Consider the following 19,219-nt stretch of genomic DNA (forward strand, 5'->3'; position numbering starts at 1 on the left):
TGTGCTTAACGTCGGGTTTGCGTATAATCACGCCACAATTCTATCATCAAAAACAAAGTCTATGTCTGCCACATTAGTGTTACACCCTGAGCGAGAAAAATCGCTGCTGCGCCGCCATCCCTGGGTTTTTGAAGGTGCAGTTAACCGAATCAAAGGTCAATGTTCGGTCGGTGATACGGTTGATATTGTGTCGTCGAAAGGCAAATGGTTAGCACGAGGCGCATTTTCGCCTCAATCGCAGATACGCGCTCGTGTGTGGACGTTCGACAAGAATGAAAGTGTCGACAATGCATTTTTCTGCCGAAAAATTGAACGTTGCATCGCTCAGCGGGCAGCCGTGGTCGCTTTATCGCAAACCACGGGTTATCGCTTAGTTGCTGGAGAGTCAGACGATCTTCCGGGTATCACCGTGGATGTATACGCCAATGTTGTGGTTGTGCAACTGCTCTCAGCCGGCGCAGAGAAGCAGCGCGGAAAAATCCTTTGGGCGCTGAAACGGTTTTTTCCTGATAGCGTGATCCACGAGCGAAGCGATGTCGCGGTGCGTGAAAAAGAAGGTTTATCGCCTGTCGTCGAAACTCATCAGGGTGAACTGCCACGCGAGGTCACTATATCAGAGCACGGTATCCAGATTATCGTTGATTTAGTTGATGGTCACAAAACCGGCTTTTACCTTGATCAGCGCGAAAATCGTGCCATCGTTGGCCGATACGCAACCGGTAAAACACTGCTGAATTGCTTTTGCTACACCGGCACTTTCGCCAGTCATGCACTGAAAGCAGGCGCGACACATGTGACGAACGTCGATGTTTCAGCGCATGCATTAGCCACAGCCAGACGCAACTTAGCCATCAATAATCTAAGCGATGAACAGGCAGAATTTGTTGAAAAAGATGTGTTTAATTTATTGCGTGACTTCCGCGATGAAAAGCGTCAATTTGGCGTGGTGGTGCTGGACCCACCAAAATTCGTTGATAGTAAAGCCACGTTGAAACGCGCAGCGCGTGGTTATAAAGACATCAATCTTTACGGCATTCAAGCCGTGGAACCCGGCGGTTACTTAGCCACTTTTAGTTGTTCAGGACTCATGCCTGCGGATTTATTCGCTAAAATTGTTGCCGATGCGGCGCTTGATGCAAAACGAGACGTCAAGATATTGCAGCGACTGGAGCAAGCGCCTGATCACGCCGTATCAAGCAACTATCCGGAAGGGTACTATCTAAAGGGGCTACTCTGCCAGGTGTGGTAACGCTATTTCATCTCGGTGATTTCGACGCCAACGATACAGGCGTCGTCACCCTCAGGCACACATCGCACGACTTTGGCACGTGCTGACAGTGACGGAATTTGACTGCTGGTTGACTCAATCGACACTGACACTTGCGTGCCCAGTTCGACTGAGCTTTCTGCCACTTCTAACGACATTCCGGTAGCGCTGATATCGCGACAGATAGCCTGTAATGTGCGGCTCGATTCATTGTCGTTGATGGTCATTTCACACGGCGAATTAATCATCATCCGGAAGAAATTACGCTTGTCGTCATATCCTAGCATTACTGCATCTCCAAAACCGTGGTCGAATTCCTGTTCAAGTTATAGGGCGCTATGCGGCCGTTGTCAATCTAGAAATTTGCCAGATGGTTTTCAATCCGCTTTGCCGAGATGGGATATTGAGTGCCCAATTGCTGCGCAAACAACGAAACCCGAAACTCTTCGATCATCCAGCGAGTTTCAAGCAGCGCTGGCGGTATTTCTGCATGCAGGCGATAGGCATCACATTTTTGCTGAAACAGCGTCGTTACTTTTTCTATTGCCAGCGCATGCAGGCGATCACGATTGGGATCGATATGGACTTTTTCTAACCGCTTTTGCAATGCACTTAAGTACCGTTGCCAGTCATTTAGTCGTCCAGCACCGATATCACTCACAAAACCGGGATACACCAGGCGTTGCAGATGAGACTTAATATCTGCCATCGCGTTAATAGATCGTATATCGATTTTGCCTTTTAACGCTTTCTGGATCGCCGCAGCAATGACGAGCCCCTTTTCTGCACTAAGGGCTATTTGGAAAACCTCGTCATTGATATTAGCCCTTGCAAACTCACACAGCTGCGAAAATTGCGCTTTTGACCGTACATGAGTGTACCCGTCGAACTGAGCATGGCAAAAATGATCGATGGCCGCCTTGACGCAATCTTCAATAAGGCTTTGAATGGAGCCGAACGGATTGAAATACAAACCCAGCTTGGCTTTGTTCGGTAGCGCATTCTGTAAGTATTTAATGGGTGACGGGATCGCAAGCAGAACCAAGGTGCGTACTCCCTCAGCATGGGCGGCATCGGCTTCTTGCGGAGAGTCAAATAAACGAATATCCACGGCGTTTTTTTGCGCTTTCAGTGCCGGAAAGGCTTTAACCTCAAACTGACCAGTACGCTGAACAAACTTATCCGGTAGCTGCTCAAAATCCCACTCGGTCAAACCGCTGCGTTCGAATTCAGGCGTAGCAGCCTGATTTAAGGTGTCTTGAACCCGCCCCTGTAACGCATTTTGCAAGGCCAGCAATTGTTTGCCGCTACTGATCACTTTACCCCGAGTATCAACCACCTTAAATGTCATACGAAGATGGCGCGGCACATCCTGCCACTGCCATTCCGAATCTTCCACTGCTACGCCAGTCATTTTATGCAGTTTTGCGGATAATGCCTGAGTCAGCGGTACACTTGTGCTTACTTGGTCATCTTTAAAACTCACAAGGCACGCATTCGCAAAATCAGGTGCAGGCACGAAATGTCGGCGCAAACGTTTTGGTAGAGACTTTATCAGCGCCACGATGAGTTCAGCACGCAAACCCGGCACCTGCCATTCAAACCCGATATCGTTAATTTGATTTAATAACGGTAATGGCACCATCACACTGACGCCGTCATCCTCAGCGCTAGGCTCAAAGTGATACGTTAACGGCAAAGTCACATTGTCCTGACGCCAATATTCAGGAAATAATATGGCGGCATCCGCGGCCACGTCGACTTTTGTGACATCGTCACGGCTGAATATGAGTTCGTCAATCTGCGATTTTGACTGGGTTTTAATCCATTTCTTGAAACTGGCTTCACTCACAATATGATCGGGAATACGCGCAAAATAAAAGTCCGCCAGCTCATCCTCACTGACCAATAAATCGCGTCGCCGAGTCTTTTGTTCTAACTCATCAATTTCAGCCAGCAGCTCCTGATTGCGCTGCAAAAAAGCATAATTTAACTGAGTCACGCCATTCACCAAAGCTTCTCGCACGAATAAGGTATGACAGGTGACGGGATCAATACTGGCATAGTTAATTGCACGCTTTGGCACAATAGGGAGTCCATACAACAGCACTTTTTCATCAGCCATCACTGCACCCCGTTTTTTCGACCATCGCGGTTCAGAATAACTTGATTTGGTCAAATGGCGCGCCAATGGTTCAAGCCAACTGGGGTCAATCTTCGCCACCAATCTTGCAAATAATCGACTGGTTTCCACTAACTCCGCGGCCATTACCCATTTCGGTGTTTTTTTCGCCAGCCCTGATCCCGGAAAAATCATAAAGTGAGTATTTCTGGCCCCCAGATATTGGCGATCGCTATCCAATTGCCCTATCTGAGAGAGTAATCCACTCGCTATCGCTTTGTGCACGTTGTCAGGATCGGCAGGCTGGCTATTTAAACGCAACCCACAACTCACGAGCGAGTGCTTGATTTGGCTGACGATGTCCTGCCATTCACGCATCCGTAAGTAATGCACAAAGTGTGTTTTACACCACTTGCGCAATTGGCTATTGCTAAGCGCTCGTTGTTGCTGCTTGAACGTGTTCCAAAGATTCAGTAGGCCGATAAAATCGGAGACTGGATCCTCAAACATTTTGTGCGCCTCATCCGCTTTTTGGCGAAACTCCTGTGGCCGCTCACGTGGGTCTTGAATAGACAGTCCGGCAGCAATCACGGCAACCTCAGTGACGGCATCGAACTCACCTGCCGTGACAATCATTCTGGCGTAACGAGGATCAATGGGAAGACGCGTAAGGCGCTTGCCTACGTCAGTTAAAACAGGGCCTCGTTTGTCCTGAGAAACCGCTTGAAGTTCTTCCAGTAATAAAAAACCGTCACGAATATTACGCCCATCAGGCGCTTGGACAAAAGGGAAGGCCTCAATACTGCCAAGCCCCAGCCCGAGCATTTGTAAAATAACTGAGGCCAGATTGGTGCGGAGAATTTCTGGGTCCGTAAATTCGGGGCGGCCCAGATAATCTTCTTCACTGTACAGTCGAATGCACACACCGTCAGATGTTCGTCCGCAACGACCTGCGCGTTGATTTGCAGACGCCTGTGAAATGGCTTCAATAGGAAGTCGTTGAACCTTACTGCGCGCGCTGTAGCGCGAGATGCGCGCCGTACCGGGGTCAATCACATATTTGATGCCCGGCACGGTTAAAGAGGTTTCTGCCACATTAGTGGCCAACACAATCCGCCGACCGGAATGGGATTGGAATATACGGTTTTGTTCACTGGCGGATAACCGTGCGTACAACGGAACAATCTCAGTGTGCCTGTACTGCTGGCGTTCCAACGCATACTGCGTATCACGAATGTCTCTTTCACCACTTAAAAAAACCAGAATATCGCCGGGCTTTTCCCGACTCAATTCATCAACCGCATCGATAATCTGCTGGGTTTGGTCATCGTCGCTACTGCCTGAATCGCGGTAACGTATCTCCACCGGGAAAGTACGCCCGCTGACTTCAATGATCGGCGCACCGTCAAAGTGTTCGGAAAAACGCTGGGGATCAATGGTCGCCGACGTCACAATCACGCGTAGATCAGGCCGCTTAGGTAGCAGTTGCTTCAGATAGCCCAGAATGAAATCAATGTTCAAGCTGCGCTCGTGCGCCTCATCGATAATAATGGTGTCATATTGATTCAGAAATCGGTCATTCTGCATTTCAGCGAGCAGAATGCCGTCGGTCATCAGTTTAATGTACGTCGTATCACTGACCGAATCACTGAATCGAATCTTAAACCCGACTGTATCACCCAGCGTGGTGTCTAATTCGTCAGCAATTCGATTTGCCACACTTCTGGCGGCAAGACGGCGCGGCTGAGTATGTGCAATCAATCCTCGACAACCAAACCCGAGTTCCAGCAACATTTTCGGGATCTGTGTCGTTTTACCGGAGCCGGTCTCACCGGCAATGATAACCACCTGATTTTCTTGAATCGTTTGCTGAATAGTGGCTTTTTCACTACTGACGGGCAGGTCGGGATACGTGATTGCTGGGATCGCGCTGTGACGGCGTGACACGTGTGCCTGCGAGGCTGCAATGTGTTCGCACAATGCCAGCCACTTATCGTTTGAGGAAGAAATCGCTTTTTCGTTAAATCGCTTAATTTGCCGTGAAAAACGAAATTCATCGCGTTTCATCACACTGGGCAGCGCATCAAGCGCCTGCTGACGCGTTAAAAACGTAGACGGTTCAGACGGTAACGACAAACGAGCACACCTTATCAAACATTAAGGTGCGCGATCGTAGGGGAACTGACGCAAAATTGCTAGCTTGCTTTGGCGGAATACCCTGAGCGTAGCTGCACGTCGATGGCATTGAGCACTTCGGTGCGATTAATTGACCCGACCAAAATACCGTCATCATCCACAACCGGGTAAACCTTCGGCTTCGCTTTTAACATTTGCTGGGCGAGATTCAATACCGAAGAATACGGTTTCACCGACAATACCTCGGATTTCATGATGTCAGCCACACGACAAACCTGTTCGCGATAATAGCTGGATGTGATCATTTGCGCCAAGCAATCCTGTTCAGACAAAAAACCCACAACCTTCATGTGCGAATCAACTACCGCACCGCCAATTTGCTTGCTCTGGACAAGCAATTCTACCGCTTCGGCCACGGGCATATCGATGTGCAGCTTGACCGGACGATTGTTCATATAATCAGATACTAATAACGACTCCATCTTTTCTCCTAGCGCGGTTTCTTATTCGACTTTACTGGCTACCCTGTGTCTCATCTTAAGCGTAGATGGAAAGCCATCAATTTACATCTTCTCATCAGTATAAATTGCAATCACCTGCGTGCCCATGGCATCAATGCTCGCCCGATACATCCCTTCAGTATTGAATGGCATGGCCACATTGCCAAATTTATCCACAGCAACAATACCGCCATCTCCGCCGGCAGGCTTAAGTACTTTATGAATGACTGTGTCGGCAGCTTCTTTAAGTGATACCCCCTGATAGGCCATACGTGTACAAATATCAGCAGCCACGTTGTAGCGGATAAAATATTCACCATGACCTGTCGCAGACACCGCGCAACTTTGATTGTCGGCAAACGTACCTGCACCGATAATGGGCGAATCTCCCACTCTGCCGTAACGCTTCGCCGTCATGCCACCCGTTGATGTGCCTGCGACTAAATTCCCGGCCTTATCGAGCACAACAACACCGACGGTGCCAAATTTATACTCGGCATCAGCGCTGAATAAATGGTCGTAGGTAACAGACGTTTGCAACGACGCTTTCGCTTTTTTAAGCGCATCCAAACGACGCTGCGTATTGAAATAACTGTTTTCAACCTGTGCTAAACCCTGTTCCACAGAAAACTGTTCAGCGCCCTCGCCCGTCAACATCACATGAGGAGAATGATTCATCACCGCAAGCGCTGCCGCTATGGGGCTCTTGATCGTTTTAACGCCGGCAACTGCGCCTGCGTTGCGCGACGCACCGTGCATAATTGATGCGTCTAACTCGTGCTCTTCGTTGTACGTGTAAACCGCGCCAACACCGGCATTAAACAGTGCAGACTCTTCCATAATCTGTATAGCAGCAACCACTGCGTCTTCGCCGTTCGCGCCGTTTTCCAGAAGTTGGTAGCCCGTATTTAAAGCTAGCGACAATGCATTCTTGTATGCCTGCTCCTGAGACTCGCTAAGGTCAGCTTTGGTGATTGTGCCAGCACCGCCGTGTAACGCAATGGCGATCGGATGTGCTTGATGCGCCTGTACCGACGACTGCCAACCGACAGCGGCAACCATCAATGCGATGCGAGAAACCCGTTGAATAACATTTTTCATACAATAACCAACCCATAATGTGTGTATAACAAACATACCGATAAACGTCAGGGTAATCTACTGTCATCAACATCAATAATGACGCAACGATTTGTACGCCAGAGCAATGGCTTTGGTTTACCCGACCGTGTAAGGCTATTGTCGAAACCAGAGAATGTAGCTATTATCGTAAACTTAAAGGAATAAGGCGCACGTGACTCACGTCACCAATGAACAAAAACATCGGTAGCCTCCACGCTGTCGCGTATTAAGAACCGAGGATTGGATTGAAAAAAATACCACCGCCATTGAGCCCCGAAGAAATCAACGTCTTGATTATTGACGGCCAGAGTCTTGTTCAAGACAGCATTAAAAATGCCTTTCATCAAGTGGGCATACGTAATGTGAAAAACGCGCAGAACGCGTTTTACGCGTTGCGACTGTGCGAACAACACCAGTTCAATATGGTGATGGTAGCGTTTGATGTAGCCAGTGATAAAGATGGTTTTCATCTCTATGAAGAGTTGAAAATGAAAGGCCATATCAATCGAGAAACCACCGTGGTATTTCTCAGCGCGGAGACCAGCCCGGAACTTGTCAATTGCATTATCGAATTGCAACCAGACGACTTTTGGGTGAAGCCGTTGGATCGCAATAAAGTTGAAACCAGACTGCGCTATTTGCTTAACATCCGCAGCAAGTTACACAAACTACTCCATTGTCTTGATACGCAAGATTATGCTGCGGCAATCTATCACGCTGAACGCCAACTGCTTGATCCCAGCATGAAAGATTTAGTGCCTCGAATTAAGCGGATTATTGGCGAGTGCCTGATCAATCTTCACGAGTTTTCAGAAGCACAACATTACTTTACTCAGCTACTCGAAACCTACAAATACGGTTGGGTATCGATTGGTATGGCCAGAGCCCTACTGAAACAGAGTAAAAAAGAAGAAGCCGACCTGCTTATTGATGAAATGCTCGAGCGTGACGACACACGATTTGCCGCTTATGATTTGCTAGCGCAGTATCATATTGAGCATGAGCAGTATGAAGAAGCTTATGAGCAGATGAAGCAAGCCAGTAAACTGGCGCCGCGCAACATTAACCGAAATAAAAAATTGTGGGATTTAGCCCGCTTGAATCACGACAAAATGGGGCAATATCTGGCGACGCAGAATATGGCAAAGTATGCCAAAAACTCGATTCATGATTCTCCAGAGCTTTCACTCAACGTTATCCGTTCGGGAATCGACCTAGCCACCAGTTTGAGCCAGGAAGAGGCTGTTCCCTTTCTCAGGAAAGCCGACAGAGATATTGAGATATTAAAGAATCAGCGCGGAGCCATGGCGGTCGATAATGAGCAGTTAGCGGTATTAAAAGCCCGAATGCTGTGTGTTCGTGATGACAAAAAAGGCGCAGAGAAGGTTATGGAAAACGAAGTCAATATTCGTGACAATGCGTCATTGGAAGACAACTTAGACAAGATGAAGGCATTTCACGAATTAGGGCAAAAAGAAAAGTCTCTGGCGATATTAGATCGACTCGGTAAACAAATTGCCGGTGACTCATTTTCCAGTCATGTGGTCAATGAATACTTAAAGCAAGAATCCATCGAACGCAGGGAAATCAACTTTACCGCCAAAGAACTCAAAGAAATGGCAGCCGTCAATTATAAAGAAAACCGTTTTGGCCCCGCGTTTCAAAATCTTAAACAAGCGCTGAAATTGTCGCCCCAGAATAAGCAGGTTGCCATGAGCCTGTTAAAAGTGCTAACACAGATAGCCAAGAGTGATAGGCTCAATCCTGAACAACACGAAGAAGCGTTAAAAGCCATCAGTTTAATCAATTCTGCGTCGTTATCCCCCGCTCAGGAAGCCAAGCGTGATGCTTACGCTAAGCAACTGGGTCTGGATATGGAAGCGGAATCGCTAGAATAAGCAGGTACTTTGCAAGCACATCATCAACCCACAATGCTCTGGCACGATTACGAGTGCTGGGGTGTCAGCCCTCGTCAGGACTGGCCCTGCCAGTTCGCCGCCGTGCGTACCGATTTATCTCTGAATGAATTGAAAAGTGCCGCACAAAAGCCGATGAATTGGTTTTGCCGTATTCCCAACGACCAGCTTCCGCATCCTGAAGCCTGTTTGGTGACCGGAATAACCCCTCAGCAATCATTGCGGGACGGTTACATTGAAGCCGACTTTGTGGCCAAAATTCACGCTGAGATGATCCAACCTGAAACCTGTGTTTGTGGCTATAACAGTATTCGTTTTGATGATGAAGTGACGCGTTTCGCACTGTTCAGAAATTTTTATGACCCTTACGCACGCGAATGGAAAAATGGTAATAGCCGCTGGGATATCATCGATCTTGTGCGAGCGTGTTATGCATTACGACCCGACGGCGTGGTCTGGCCTCAAAATGAACAGGGTTCTCCATCATTTAAGCTTGAACACCTGACCCAGGCGAACCAGCTTGACCATGGCGACGCACACGATGCGTTGTCGGATGTACATGCCACCATCGCGTTAGCCCGATTAATTGAACAGCAACAACCAAAACTGTATGAATACGCGTTTGCCATGCGGCACAAGCAAACCGTATTAGCGCGACTTAAACTGCAAAATATGCAACCGTTGGTGCATATTAGCGGCATGTACAAAGCCGACAGAGGTTGTTGCAGTATTATTCTACCGATTGGCTTTCATCCGCAAAATAACAATGCGCTGATTTGTGTTGACTTGCTACAACCGATCGAATCTATCATCAATGTCGACGTAGACACCCTTCGTCAGCGGCTCTACACCAAAACGGAAGACTTGGAGCACGCTAATCAACGTCCCGGTATAAGGACGTTACACATCAACAAGAGCCCGTTTATTGCGCCTTTAAACACGCTGAGCGAAGCACGTGCAACTGCATTGGGTATCGACATCAATACCGCGGTTGAGCGTGCGACTCAACTGAGTACAGTGGATGGCCTGGTCGCCACATTAACCCGTGTATTCGAGGCCGACACTCATCGTGATGAAGAACCTAGAGATATCGATCAGAGCCTGTATTCTGATGGGTTTGCCAGTACTCAGGAAAAAAACTGGGCGCAACAGGTCATAGACGCTCCACCAGAGACATTGCATTTACTGTCTGATGACGCGCCATCTGCCCGTTTGAAGCATAAACTGTTTCGCTACAGAGCACGTAATTACCCGCAAACGTTAACAGCGTCGGAACTGGAGCGGTGGCAAGCATTCCGGCAAGCTCGCCTGTTCGAACCAGACTCACCCAATGGCATTAATGCAGGCCAATACATGCAGGAAATCGAACTATTGGCTGAGCGCACAAAGGGCGATGCCAATAAGCAAGCGATCTTACGTGCACTTGTCGAATACGCACAAAACTTGTAATTAGCCATCATAGTAAGGTAAAAGATTATTTAAGTGCTGCCGATACAAACTTGTTAACAATAGCGTGGTATTTACGATATGAAAGGTGCTTCTCTCAAGTACGATGAAAGTTCAAACGCGTTAGTGCTGACTCTGAACCCCAGTCAATTTAATAAAGCGATTGAAAGCAAGGCGGTTCTTCAGTTTGTTCGCACCAGCGAATACAGCCACCTATACAGTTCTGAAACTGAAATAAAATCTGCCACAGAGAAAGCCAATCACCACTTCAAATCTAAATCATCCGATGTGGTGAGCAGCAATATTGGTGAAAAACGCAACGCCGAGGTTGAATTTACCGTGTCGGAAGACGCAATGACGGCGTTGCTTCGCTTAACCGCACCGTTTGGCGGCGCTGTGCCCAGCACTGATGCAATCCAAAAAATGGCAGAATCTCAGGGGATTGTGCGCGGTCTGGGTAAAAGACATATTGCAAACGCGCTGGATAAATTATCCAACACAGCACCGGGTGAAGTCATTGAAACCGTGGTGGCAAAAGGCCTTCCGGCTCGAGACGGAGTTTCATCCAAGCTGAAACCGCTGGTTCCCAATGCATTAGAGCGTGTGCTACGCCCGCAAGCCAGCGGGTCATCGCGCGTCGATATGCGCAATCTGGGTGATGTGATATGCGTCAAAGCAAACACGCCGGTTCTTGAGCGCCTAGCGCCGGGCAAAGGCCGTTCTGGCTTCACCGTCAAGGGTAAAGTACTGGAGTCCAAACCCGGTGATTGGCAGCCGATTAAGCTCGGTGACGGCACGGCCGTCAGTGACAGCAACGAAAACATCGTGGTTGCCACCATAGCGGGAATGCCTAAGTTTAAAGATTTGATCATGTCTGTTGATGACACGTTTACCTGTCAGGGGGTTAACGTGGGTACTGGCAATATTAATTACGACGGCGCCGTGTTAGTTAACGGCGATGTCACGGAAAAAATGGTGATCACTGCCACGGGTGACGTCACCGTCAACGGCTTTGTAGAGTCCGCCACCATACATGCCGGTGGTGATATTGTGATCACCGAAGGTGCAATGGGCAAAGTGAATGACGAAGCCACCGAGTTTAGTTGTAACTTGCAAGCGAGCGGTAGCGTTCATGTTCAACATGGTCAGGGGATCGACATAACATGTGGCGGCAACATCACGATAGGCCGTCAACTGGCGTACAGTAAACTCGACTGTAAGGGCGATATCATCGTGGGTCAGATTGATAATCCGATGGGCAATCTGTTTGCCTGCGACATTATCAGTCAAAAATCGATTGTTGCAGGCACGTTAGGTGCCGTATCCGGCAGCCACCTAACCATCGATTTCTCACGAGGTTTTGAGCAGCTTATGGAGCGTAAAGAGGCACTGGATGAGATGCTTAAACATCTACGAAAAAGTAACTCAAAGCACAAAGAAAAAATTGATTTTATCAAAGCAAAACTGATCCCCAAAAACTTACGCGGCAAAGTGGATGACGCCATTGAATTGTTTGAAAATGAATCGCAAATGCTCAATTGGCTTGAAATAAAAGCGCTTGAGATGAAAACAGCGAAGAAAGCCTATACTGAAGACATCAAACTCATCGCCAATAAACGTATCTATTCTGGCGTCGCGGCCAAGCTAAACAATCGAAACTGGCGCTCAGAGCGTGAATACGGCAGATCCAAGGTGAGTTATGATGATCATCAATGGACCTGCGAGCCTATCGTGTAACGGCGCGCTTAGTGCCCATGCTTGATGATGTAGTAGTCACCATCATAGGTTATCGTGACACGCAGTTGCGCCACTTCGGCAACGGACTTTCTGCCGATTTTTCGTTGTTTGTCTAAACAGTCAGGCGGAGAAAATGACATACCGGTAGCGAAAGGCGCCTCAAAATAAATCGGCCGCTCAACCTGAAAACAGTCCTGTTGTTCTTTAAGCAGTGTTTGCATGGCGAAATTACCCTTGGTTCGGCCAATCGTCGGTAACGTGGAATCGCTGCAACCACTCAGCAGTAAAACAAAGACGACACCTAGCAGAAGCATTCTAGACACCATACTGAATCACTTCGATTCGATTTCTACCGCTATCTTTGGCGCGATACATAGCGCTATCTGCGGCTTCAAACCACGCATTAAAATCATTTCCTGTCACCATTTGCGCAATGCCAAAGCTACAGGTCACTTGATCATCGATCCCCATCGGTGTGCCGCGCAACGCATTACGCATTCGCTCAGCGAGCACTTTCGCATCGGCGCAATCGCTGTTAGGGCAAAGTACCAAAAACTCTTCGCCGCCCCAGCGGGCAATAATATCAACCTCGCGTAAGCATTGCTGAACGCTGTGTGCGATTCGTTTTAGCACTTTATCCCCTACGGCATGCCCGTATTTGTCGTTAATGGCTTTAAAAAAATCAACGTCAATAATCATGATCGCCACGGGCTGTTGGAATCGCTCAAACGCATTCACCGCCTCTTCAGCGCGCTGGATCATGAAGTTACGGTTGTACAAGCCGGTAAGAGGATCATGCATCGATAAAAATTCGAGCTTGGCGTTTTTTTCCAGCAGTTCATTACGCAGCGATTCCAAACGCTCGTTAGTCGCTATCAGGTCTTTATTGACGGTGTCAACTGACCGTGTACGCCATAGCAACATCATTAAAAAGACCAGTAGCACCACAATCGGCCAGATCATCATTTGATAATCTCGATGCTCAACGATGCGGATGTTGTTCCATTGTTTATAGATTTCTACATGACTTTGCTCAGGAATACGATCAATGGTTTGGTTAAATTGCTCAACCAGAGTGTCAGCGGAAAGGTTTTGCTCTGCTGCCTGACTTAGGCGCTTAGACACCCCGACCCTAAGGTGATCATGCGGTTGTGCTAATCCGACGACCTGTATGTTCTCGAAGCCTTTGTTTTTAACGTAAGTATTGACCGATAAAAGTGAGCCAACGGTTAAGTCGACGCGACCATCGGCTAACGCTTGCAAGGCTTGATTCTCGGTAGCGTATTCGCGTAAGGCAATATGCGGGTAATAGCGTGAAATGTATTCACCGTGCCGATAACTCTTCACTACACCAATGACTTGGTCTTCTATACCTTCGTAACCTTGGATGTGGGGGGACCCTATCGTGGACACCAGCACATTCGGCGACGTAAAGTAGCTATCAGTAAACACTAAAAAATCTTCTCGTGACGGGCTGCGATTAAGTAAAGGAACAAAGTCACACTCGCCCAGTTTGGCCTTTTCCAGCGTTTGCGCCCATGATTCAGTCACAATCAATTTGAATTGGTAGGGCATGGTGCGTTCAAACAGGCGAATATAATCGTGAGAGATACCGACGTGAACGTTATTGCGGATCGCCTCATAGGGCATCCAGTCTGGGTCAACACAGTAATGTAGCACAGGGCGCGGATGCTCAATCGGTGGTGTATCCTGTGCCACACTGGATGCACTCATCAGTATCATCAGGGCCAGAACAATAAAACGCATATTAGGTGACACCTTGCTTAACGTTAAATTCAGCATTGAGGTACTGTTGTTGCGTGACAATGCGGTGCAGTTTTTTGACCGCTATGTACACGTCTTCATAGCGCAAGAACAACGGCGAAAAGCCAACGCGTAGAATATTTGGCGCTCTGAAATCAGCAATAACATTGTCGGCAATCCAGGCCTGACAAATGGCGTAAGCATGCTCATGAGCCAGCGCGACATGTGCGCCGCGTTGCGCTCGCTGGCGGGGTGATATATTGGTGAATTGTGTGTGGAGCTGATGTGCCTCTAGTAATTCGACAAACCACTCGGTTAGCCCCATTGCCTTCTCGTACAACTGATTAACGCTCACCGAGTCAAACACCGACAATGATGCATCGAGTGCTGCCATTGATAATATTCCTGGTGTGCCAGCAAGGCTTTGCTTTATGCCCGATTGCGGTTGATAGGTAGCGTCAAAATCAAACGGCTTTGCATGCCCCATCCAACCTTGCAACGGCTGCCTGAATTGAGCCTGATGACGAGCGGCCACATACATAAATGCCGGTGCTCCGGGGCCACCGTTAAGATATTTATAACCACATCCAACCGCAAAATCAACGTGCCACTCATCCAAAGAAAGCGGCATCACACCTGCACTGTGCGCCAAATCCCAAATGACCAATATATTGTGTTGATGCGCCAATGCGGTAATCTTTTGTATGTCGAATCGATAGCCTGTGCGAAAGTTAACCTCCGTCAATAGCAAAACGGCGACATCGTCAGATAATGCCTGCTCAATATCTGTTTCGGCAACGCAGTCAACTTTCACATCGTGTTCAGACAACAAGTCAGCAAGTCCTTGCGCGATGTATCCATCTGTTGGGAAATTATCTACCGTGGTCACAATGCGCCGGCGCACAGGCGTTAGCGCTAAGCACTGCCGGAGCGCACCTGCAAGCAATTTAAAAAGATTAACCGAAATGGAATCACAGCAAATCACCTGATGCGGTGCAGCACCGATAAGTGGTGCAATTTTTTCCGCAACAGACACGGGTAGATCAATCCAATTTGCCGTATTCCAACTGCGAATTAAATCGTGGCCCCACTCTTTACTGACAACCTGCTCAATGCGTTGTTTTGCGGCCAGTGTCAGCGGCCCTAAGCTATTCCCATCGAGGTACACAAGGTCTGCCGGTAAATCAAATGCCTGTCGTTTTTCGAACAGGATATCGCTGCGATCACGCCGCTTGGATTCAGTCAATAGATGCTGCAAAGGCTCAGTCATATAACTGCGCCAAGGTATTCAGCAAATGTTGATACGCTTGGGTTTGGGGGTGGATCCAGTCAAAGTGACCGATATCATCACCACTGAATCGACGCGCCTGACGGTGGGTATTTTGGGTAATTGGAACGATGCTATCGGCTTTACCGCCCAGCAAATAAAGGGGAGCCACAATTCGCTTGTCGGTCACATTAGCCAGCCGATACGCGTCGGGTTTTTCGTCAACGGTGCCTCCCATAAACTCAACAGTAGCTTGTTGACAACTGTTGTCACCACGCGAATACGCCGTCACATCGGTAATCGCCGCCATGCCAATGACGGCAGCGAGTTGCAGGGATGCATCGGTCGCTGCCAATAAGGCGAGATGCCCACCGGCAGAATGACCAACGCTTGTCAGCGCCATTTTGGGATAGGTCTCACGCACCAGTTTCATTGCGTTGCGGACGTCATCTAAGCTACCGGGCCAACCACCGCCTGGTTGCCCTGTACGCCGATATTCAATAGCAAACACATTAAAGCCCTGTTGACTCAATGCGCTGGCGAGCGGCTTGACGTGGTCAACACTATACTGAGCTAACCAACAACCGCCATGCACCAGCAAAATACCAGGCATATAAGCATGCACATCGTCACGACCGCTTGCGGCCCAGATATCGATACGCTGTTCAGCACTTTCTCCATAATGCAGTGTCGTCGTTTTAGGTGATGACGTTAAGGCCAGCACCGCAGAAAAACTGACGTTGTTATCAACCACTGTCTCTGTCGAGGAGGACCCCGTTTCCTGCGCAACCACGGCGACCGTCAGAGTCATCCCGATGAGGGCAGAACACAATTGACTCAACCTGGTATTTTTCTTGTTATGAATCGTCACTATTTTTTCTCAATAAAAAAAGGCACGCACTGTGCCTCTTTTTACCCTGTCGCACTCGGATAATCAATACGTTAGGCGCACAGTTCAACCGCAATCGCTGTCGCTTCACCGCCACCGATACACAATGCGGCGATCCCTTTGCGCTTACCTTGCTGCTTTAAGGCATGCAATAGTGTGACCAAAATACGTGCACCAGACGCCCCGATAGGATGCCCAAGCGCGCATGCACCGCCTTTAATATTGACCTTGTTAGCATCCAGTCCAAGTTGGTTGATGCCTAACATGGTTACCATGGCGAATGCTTCATTGATTTCAAATAAATCCACGTCATCTTTTGACCAGCTGGCCTTAGTCAATACTTTTTCTATCGCACCCACCGGTGCAACCGTGAAGTCTTCCGGTTTGATGGCGTTGGTGGCATGCGCTACCACCGTTGCCAGTGGTGTTAACCCCAATTCGCGTGCTTTATCTTCTGACATCAGCAACAACGCTGCCGCGCCGTCTGAAATCGAACTGGAATTAGCCGCTGTGACTGTGCCATCTTTAGCAAAAGCAGGACGTAGTGAAGGAATTTTTTCCGGACGCGCAGAGCCTGGGCCTTCGTCAGTATCAACGGTCACATCGCCTTTTCGGGTACTGACAGTAACAGCAACAATTTCATCGCTAAACGTACCGTCTTCGATTGCCTTGGCAGCTTTAGACAACGAACTGAGCGCAAATTCATCCATTTGTTCACGGGTGATCCCTTCACTATCAGCGGTTGATTGAGCAAAACATCCCATTGCTTTACCGTCATAGGCATTTTCCAGCCCATCCAACATCATATGGTCAAGCACTGTGCCATGCCCCATGCGCATACCACCGCGCGCTTTTGGTAACAGATAAGGGGCATTACTCATGCTTTCCATACCCCCAGCAACCACTATATTTGCGCTGCCTGCACGGATAAAATCGGTTGCCATCATCACCGCTTTCATGCCTGAGCCACACACTTTATTGATGGTTGTTGCCGCAGTAGATAGCGCCAATCCAGCACCTAAGGTCGCTTGACGCGCTGGCGCTTGCCCTTGTCCCGCCGGTAACACACATCCCATGATCACTTCGTCGACACTATCTGATTTGATATCTGCAACGACCGCCTTGATCGCTGTTGCGCCTAGCTCTGTCGCTGGCACCGCTGAAAGTGCGCCCATAAATCCACCCATCGCGGTACGCTTGGCTGACACGATAACAACGTTTTGTTGACTCATAAATTTCACCCTTACTTGTTTGCTATTTGATTGACAGTAGCACTCGTACACCATATTTGACACACCACTTTGGTGTTATCCAGCTTTCGCACCAGACAAAATATTGACGAAATTAGTCAGCTACTTTACCTTTACGTTAATAGAGGTTTACGTAAACGTAAACTTAGCGCTAAATGAAGCGATCGACAAGCGTAAAAACGCTTTTTTAATCGCTACGTTTTAACTCGAAAGGAAAGCCACCGCGATGTCAGAACAGACCTATTCGATTGGAGAGCTTGCCCGCCTGTTCGACGTGACACCACGATCGATCCGTTTTTACGAAGAACAAGCCTTGCTCGAGCCTGAGCGTGTAGGTCAGACGCGCATCTATCACACCAAAGACAAAGTACGACTGAAGCTCATTTTGCGCGGTAAGCGACTCGGCTTTTCGCTTGCCGAAGTCAAAAACCTGTTTGAGCTATATGACTCCAACCCAAATTCAGCGGCTCAGCTTAAAGCGATGCTCTCAATGACTGAGCTGAAACGCGCTATGCTTAGGCAACAACTTGACGACATCCAGATGTTGATGAATGAGCTAGACGACGTCGAAAGCCGCTGCCAAGAAGAATTACTTGAATTAGAACGAGGAAAAATCGCATGAATACGCCCTACCCAACGCTTAATTTTGGTCTCGGTGAAGACATTGACATGTTGCGTGAACATGTTTATCAGTTCGCTCAAGGTGAGATCGCGCCGCTAGCGGAAAAAGCCGATGAAGCGAATAGTTTCCCGAACGAACTCTGGCCGAAGCTGGGTGAAATGGGTTTACTGGGAGTCACCGTTTCAGAGCAATACGGCGGTTCTGACATGGGCTATCTTGCACACACCATTGCCATGGAAGAAGTGAGCCGTGCCTCTGCCGGTATTGGGCTAAGCTATGGTGCCCATTCCAATCTGTGTGTTAACCAAATCTATAAAAACGGGAACGATGCGCAGCGAGAAAAATACCTGCCTAAACTCGTTTCAGGTGAACATATTGGCGCACTCGCCATGAGTGAACCCAACGCCGGCTCTGATGTTGTCAGCATGAAGCTGCGCGCTGATAAAAAAGGCGACCGGTACATCCTGAATGGAAATAAAATGTGGATCACCAATGGCCCTGATGCACACATCTTTGTTATTTACGCGAAAACAGACGTGAATGGCGGTGCCAAAGGAATTACTGCGTTCATCGTCGAGCGCGGCACCAAGGGCTTTAGCCAAGCACAAAAGCTGGATAAGCTAGGCATGCGTTCTTCAAATACCTGTGAGCTTGTGTTTGAAGACTGTGAAGTGCCAGAGGAGAATATTCTCGGTGTCGAAGGCGGTGGCGTGCGGGTCTTGATGAGTGGGTTAGACTACGAACGTCTCGTGTTATCTGGCGGGCCGTTAGGCATTATGCAGGCGTGTATGGATGTGGTCGTGCCCTACATACATGACCGAACCCAATTCGGCCAATCAATCGGTCAATTTCAGCTCGTGCAGGGCAAAATTGCCGATATGTATACGCAAATGAACGCAGCTCGGGCCTACGTGTATACGGTCGCTAAGTCCTGCGATCGCGGCGAAACCACGCGTAAAGACGCCGCTGGTGCTATCCTTTACTCAGCAGAATTGGCAACCAAAATGGCGTTGGATGCGATCCAATTGCTTGGCGGAAATGGCTACATTAACGAGTATCCAACCGGGCGTTTATTGCGCGACGCGAAATTGTATGAAATTGGTGCAGGCACCTCAGAAATTCGTCGCATGTTAATTGGTCGCGAATTGTTCAACGAGTCCGCTTAATCGCTTTGGGGAGAA

15 protein-coding genes are annotated in these 19,219 nt (G+C 48.5%); 6 read left to right on the forward strand and 9 right to left on the reverse strand.

The genetic code is table 11. The features are described from left to right. The first annotated feature begins 61 nt into the window (after nucleotides 1-61). Nucleotides 62-1,249, forward strand: a complete 1,188-nt coding sequence (locus KIU71_RS12440; protein WP_214131603.1) for a class I SAM-dependent rRNA methyltransferase — start codon at nucleotides 62-64, stop codon at nucleotides 1,247-1,249. A 2-nt stretch (nucleotides 1,250-1,251) separates the two neighbouring features. Here KIU71_RS12440 and KIU71_RS12445 read toward each other — a convergent pair whose 3' ends face one another. From KIU71_RS12445 to KIU71_RS12460, 4 genes are all read right to left on the reverse strand, one after another. Further along, nucleotides 1,252-1,554, reverse strand: coding sequence for a PilZ domain-containing protein (locus KIU71_RS12445; protein ID WP_214131604.1), 303 nt, complete (start codon nucleotides 1,552-1,554; stop codon nucleotides 1,252-1,254). Nucleotides 1,555-1,622: 68 nt separating this feature from the next. Beyond that, on the reverse strand, nucleotides 1,623-5,525 hold the full coding sequence (gene hrpA / locus KIU71_RS12450) for an ATP-dependent RNA helicase HrpA (RefSeq protein ID WP_261348341.1): 3,903 nt from the start codon (nucleotides 5,523-5,525) through the stop codon (nucleotides 1,623-1,625). A 59-nt stretch (nucleotides 5,526-5,584) separates the two neighbouring features. After that, complete coding sequence (locus KIU71_RS12455) at nucleotides 5,585-6,007, reverse strand: CBS domain-containing protein (protein ID WP_214131605.1); 423 nt, start codon at nucleotides 6,005-6,007, stop codon at nucleotides 5,585-5,587. 81 nt (nucleotides 6,008-6,088) lie between these two features. After that, entirely contained in the window at nucleotides 6,089-7,087 is a 999-nt protein-coding gene (locus tag KIU71_RS12460) for an isoaspartyl peptidase/L-asparaginase family protein (RefSeq protein ID WP_250207491.1), read from the reverse strand. 305 nt (nucleotides 7,088-7,392) lie between these two features. Between KIU71_RS12460 and KIU71_RS12465 the strand changes: the two genes are divergently transcribed. From KIU71_RS12465 to KIU71_RS12475, 3 genes are all read left to right on the forward strand, one after another. After that, complete coding sequence (locus KIU71_RS12465) at nucleotides 7,393-9,045, forward strand: response regulator (protein ID WP_250207476.1); 1,653 nt, start codon at nucleotides 7,393-7,395, stop codon at nucleotides 9,043-9,045. A 9-nt stretch (nucleotides 9,046-9,054) separates the two neighbouring features. Beyond that, nucleotides 9,055-10,512, forward strand: a complete 1,458-nt coding sequence (gene sbcB, locus KIU71_RS12470; protein WP_261348342.1) for an exodeoxyribonuclease I — start codon at nucleotides 9,055-9,057, stop codon at nucleotides 10,510-10,512. Between the two features lie 78 nt (nucleotides 10,513-10,590). Beyond that, nucleotides 10,591-12,246, forward strand: coding sequence for a DUF342 domain-containing protein (locus KIU71_RS12475; protein ID WP_214131607.1), 1,656 nt, complete (start codon nucleotides 10,591-10,593; stop codon nucleotides 12,244-12,246). A gap of 8 nt (nucleotides 12,247-12,254) precedes the next feature. Here the strand turns inward: KIU71_RS12475 and KIU71_RS12480 are convergent, their stop codons facing one another. The 5 genes from KIU71_RS12480 to KIU71_RS12500 all read right to left on the reverse strand — a co-directional run bounded on the left by KIU71_RS12480 (nucleotide 12,255) and on the right by KIU71_RS12500 (nucleotide 17,398). Further along, on the reverse strand, nucleotides 12,255-12,560 hold the full coding sequence (locus KIU71_RS12480; RefSeq protein WP_214131608.1) for a hypothetical protein: 306 nt from the start codon (nucleotides 12,558-12,560) through the stop codon (nucleotides 12,255-12,257). A gap of 1 nt (nucleotide 12,561) precedes the next feature. Further along, nucleotides 12,562-14,013, reverse strand: coding sequence for a transporter substrate-binding domain-containing diguanylate cyclase (locus KIU71_RS12485; RefSeq protein WP_214131609.1), 1,452 nt, complete (start codon nucleotides 14,011-14,013; stop codon nucleotides 12,562-12,564). A 1-nt stretch (nucleotide 14,014) separates the two neighbouring features. After that, nucleotides 14,015-15,280, reverse strand: a complete 1,266-nt coding sequence (gene kynU, locus KIU71_RS12490; RefSeq protein ID WP_214131610.1) for a kynureninase — start codon at nucleotides 15,278-15,280, stop codon at nucleotides 14,015-14,017. Then, complete coding sequence (locus KIU71_RS12495; RefSeq protein ID WP_214131611.1) at nucleotides 15,273-16,148, reverse strand: alpha/beta hydrolase family protein; 876 nt, start codon at nucleotides 16,146-16,148, stop codon at nucleotides 15,273-15,275. The genes kynU and KIU71_RS12495 overlap by 8 nt, the downstream gene beginning before the upstream one ends. A 71-nt stretch (nucleotides 16,149-16,219) precedes the next feature. Beyond that, complete coding sequence (locus KIU71_RS12500; protein WP_214131612.1) at nucleotides 16,220-17,398, reverse strand: thiolase family protein; 1,179 nt, start codon at nucleotides 17,396-17,398, stop codon at nucleotides 16,220-16,222. A 244-nt stretch (nucleotides 17,399-17,642) separates the two neighbouring features. Here KIU71_RS12500 and KIU71_RS12505 point away from each other — a divergent pair, with 244 nt between their 5' ends. Next, a complete protein-coding gene (locus KIU71_RS12505) occupies nucleotides 17,643-18,038 on the forward strand; it encodes a MerR family transcriptional regulator (RefSeq protein ID WP_214131613.1) in 396 nt (131 codons plus the stop codon). Further along, complete coding sequence (locus KIU71_RS12510; RefSeq protein WP_214131614.1) at nucleotides 18,035-19,204, forward strand: isovaleryl-CoA dehydrogenase; 1,170 nt, start codon at nucleotides 18,035-18,037, stop codon at nucleotides 19,202-19,204. Before KIU71_RS12505 ends, KIU71_RS12510 begins: the two co-directional genes overlap by 4 nt. Nucleotides 19,205-19,219: the final 15 nt, after the last annotated feature.

Origin of the sequence: Alteromonas oceanisediminis (assembly GCF_018474025.1) — a bacterium.
Taxonomy (GTDB): Bacteria; Pseudomonadota; Gammaproteobacteria; order Enterobacterales; family Alteromonadaceae; genus Alteromonas_E; species Alteromonas_E oceanisediminis.

Excerpts from the sequence above, each read along its gene's own strand:
- KIU71_RS12440 (WP_214131603.1), top strand. The coding sequence starts at position 62 with ATGTCTGCCACATTAGTGTTACACCCTGAGCGAGAAAAATCGCTGCTG.
- KIU71_RS12445 (WP_214131604.1), bottom strand. The coding sequence starts at position 1,554 with ATGCTAGGATATGACGACAAGCGTAATTTCTTCCGGATGATGATTAAT.
- KIU71_RS12455 (WP_214131605.1), bottom strand. The coding sequence starts at position 6,007 with ATGGAGTCGTTATTAGTATCTGATTATATGAACAATCGTCCGGTCAAG.
- KIU71_RS12460 (WP_250207491.1), bottom strand. The coding sequence starts at position 7,087 with ATGGTTGCCGCTGTCGGTTGGCAGTCGTCGGTACAGGCGCATCAAGCA.
- KIU71_RS12475 (WP_214131607.1), top strand. The coding sequence starts at position 10,591 with ATGAAAGGTGCTTCTCTCAAGTACGATGAAAGTTCAAACGCGTTAGTG.
- KIU71_RS12480 (WP_214131608.1), bottom strand. The coding sequence starts at position 12,560 with ATGCTTCTGCTAGGTGTCGTCTTTGTTTTACTGCTGAGTGGTTGCAGC.
- KIU71_RS12485 (WP_214131609.1), bottom strand. The coding sequence starts at position 14,013 with ATGCGTTTTATTGTTCTGGCCCTGATGATACTGATGAGTGCATCCAGT.
- kynU (WP_214131610.1), bottom strand. The coding sequence starts at position 15,280 with ATGACTGAGCCTTTGCAGCATCTATTGACTGAATCCAAGCGGCGTGAT.
- KIU71_RS12500 (WP_214131612.1), bottom strand. The coding sequence starts at position 17,398 with ATGAGTCAACAAAACGTTGTTATCGTGTCAGCCAAGCGTACCGCGATG.
- KIU71_RS12505 (WP_214131613.1), top strand. The coding sequence starts at position 17,643 with ATGTCAGAACAGACCTATTCGATTGGAGAGCTTGCCCGCCTGTTCGAC.
- KIU71_RS12510 (WP_214131614.1), top strand. The coding sequence starts at position 18,035 with ATGAATACGCCCTACCCAACGCTTAATTTTGGTCTCGGTGAAGACATT.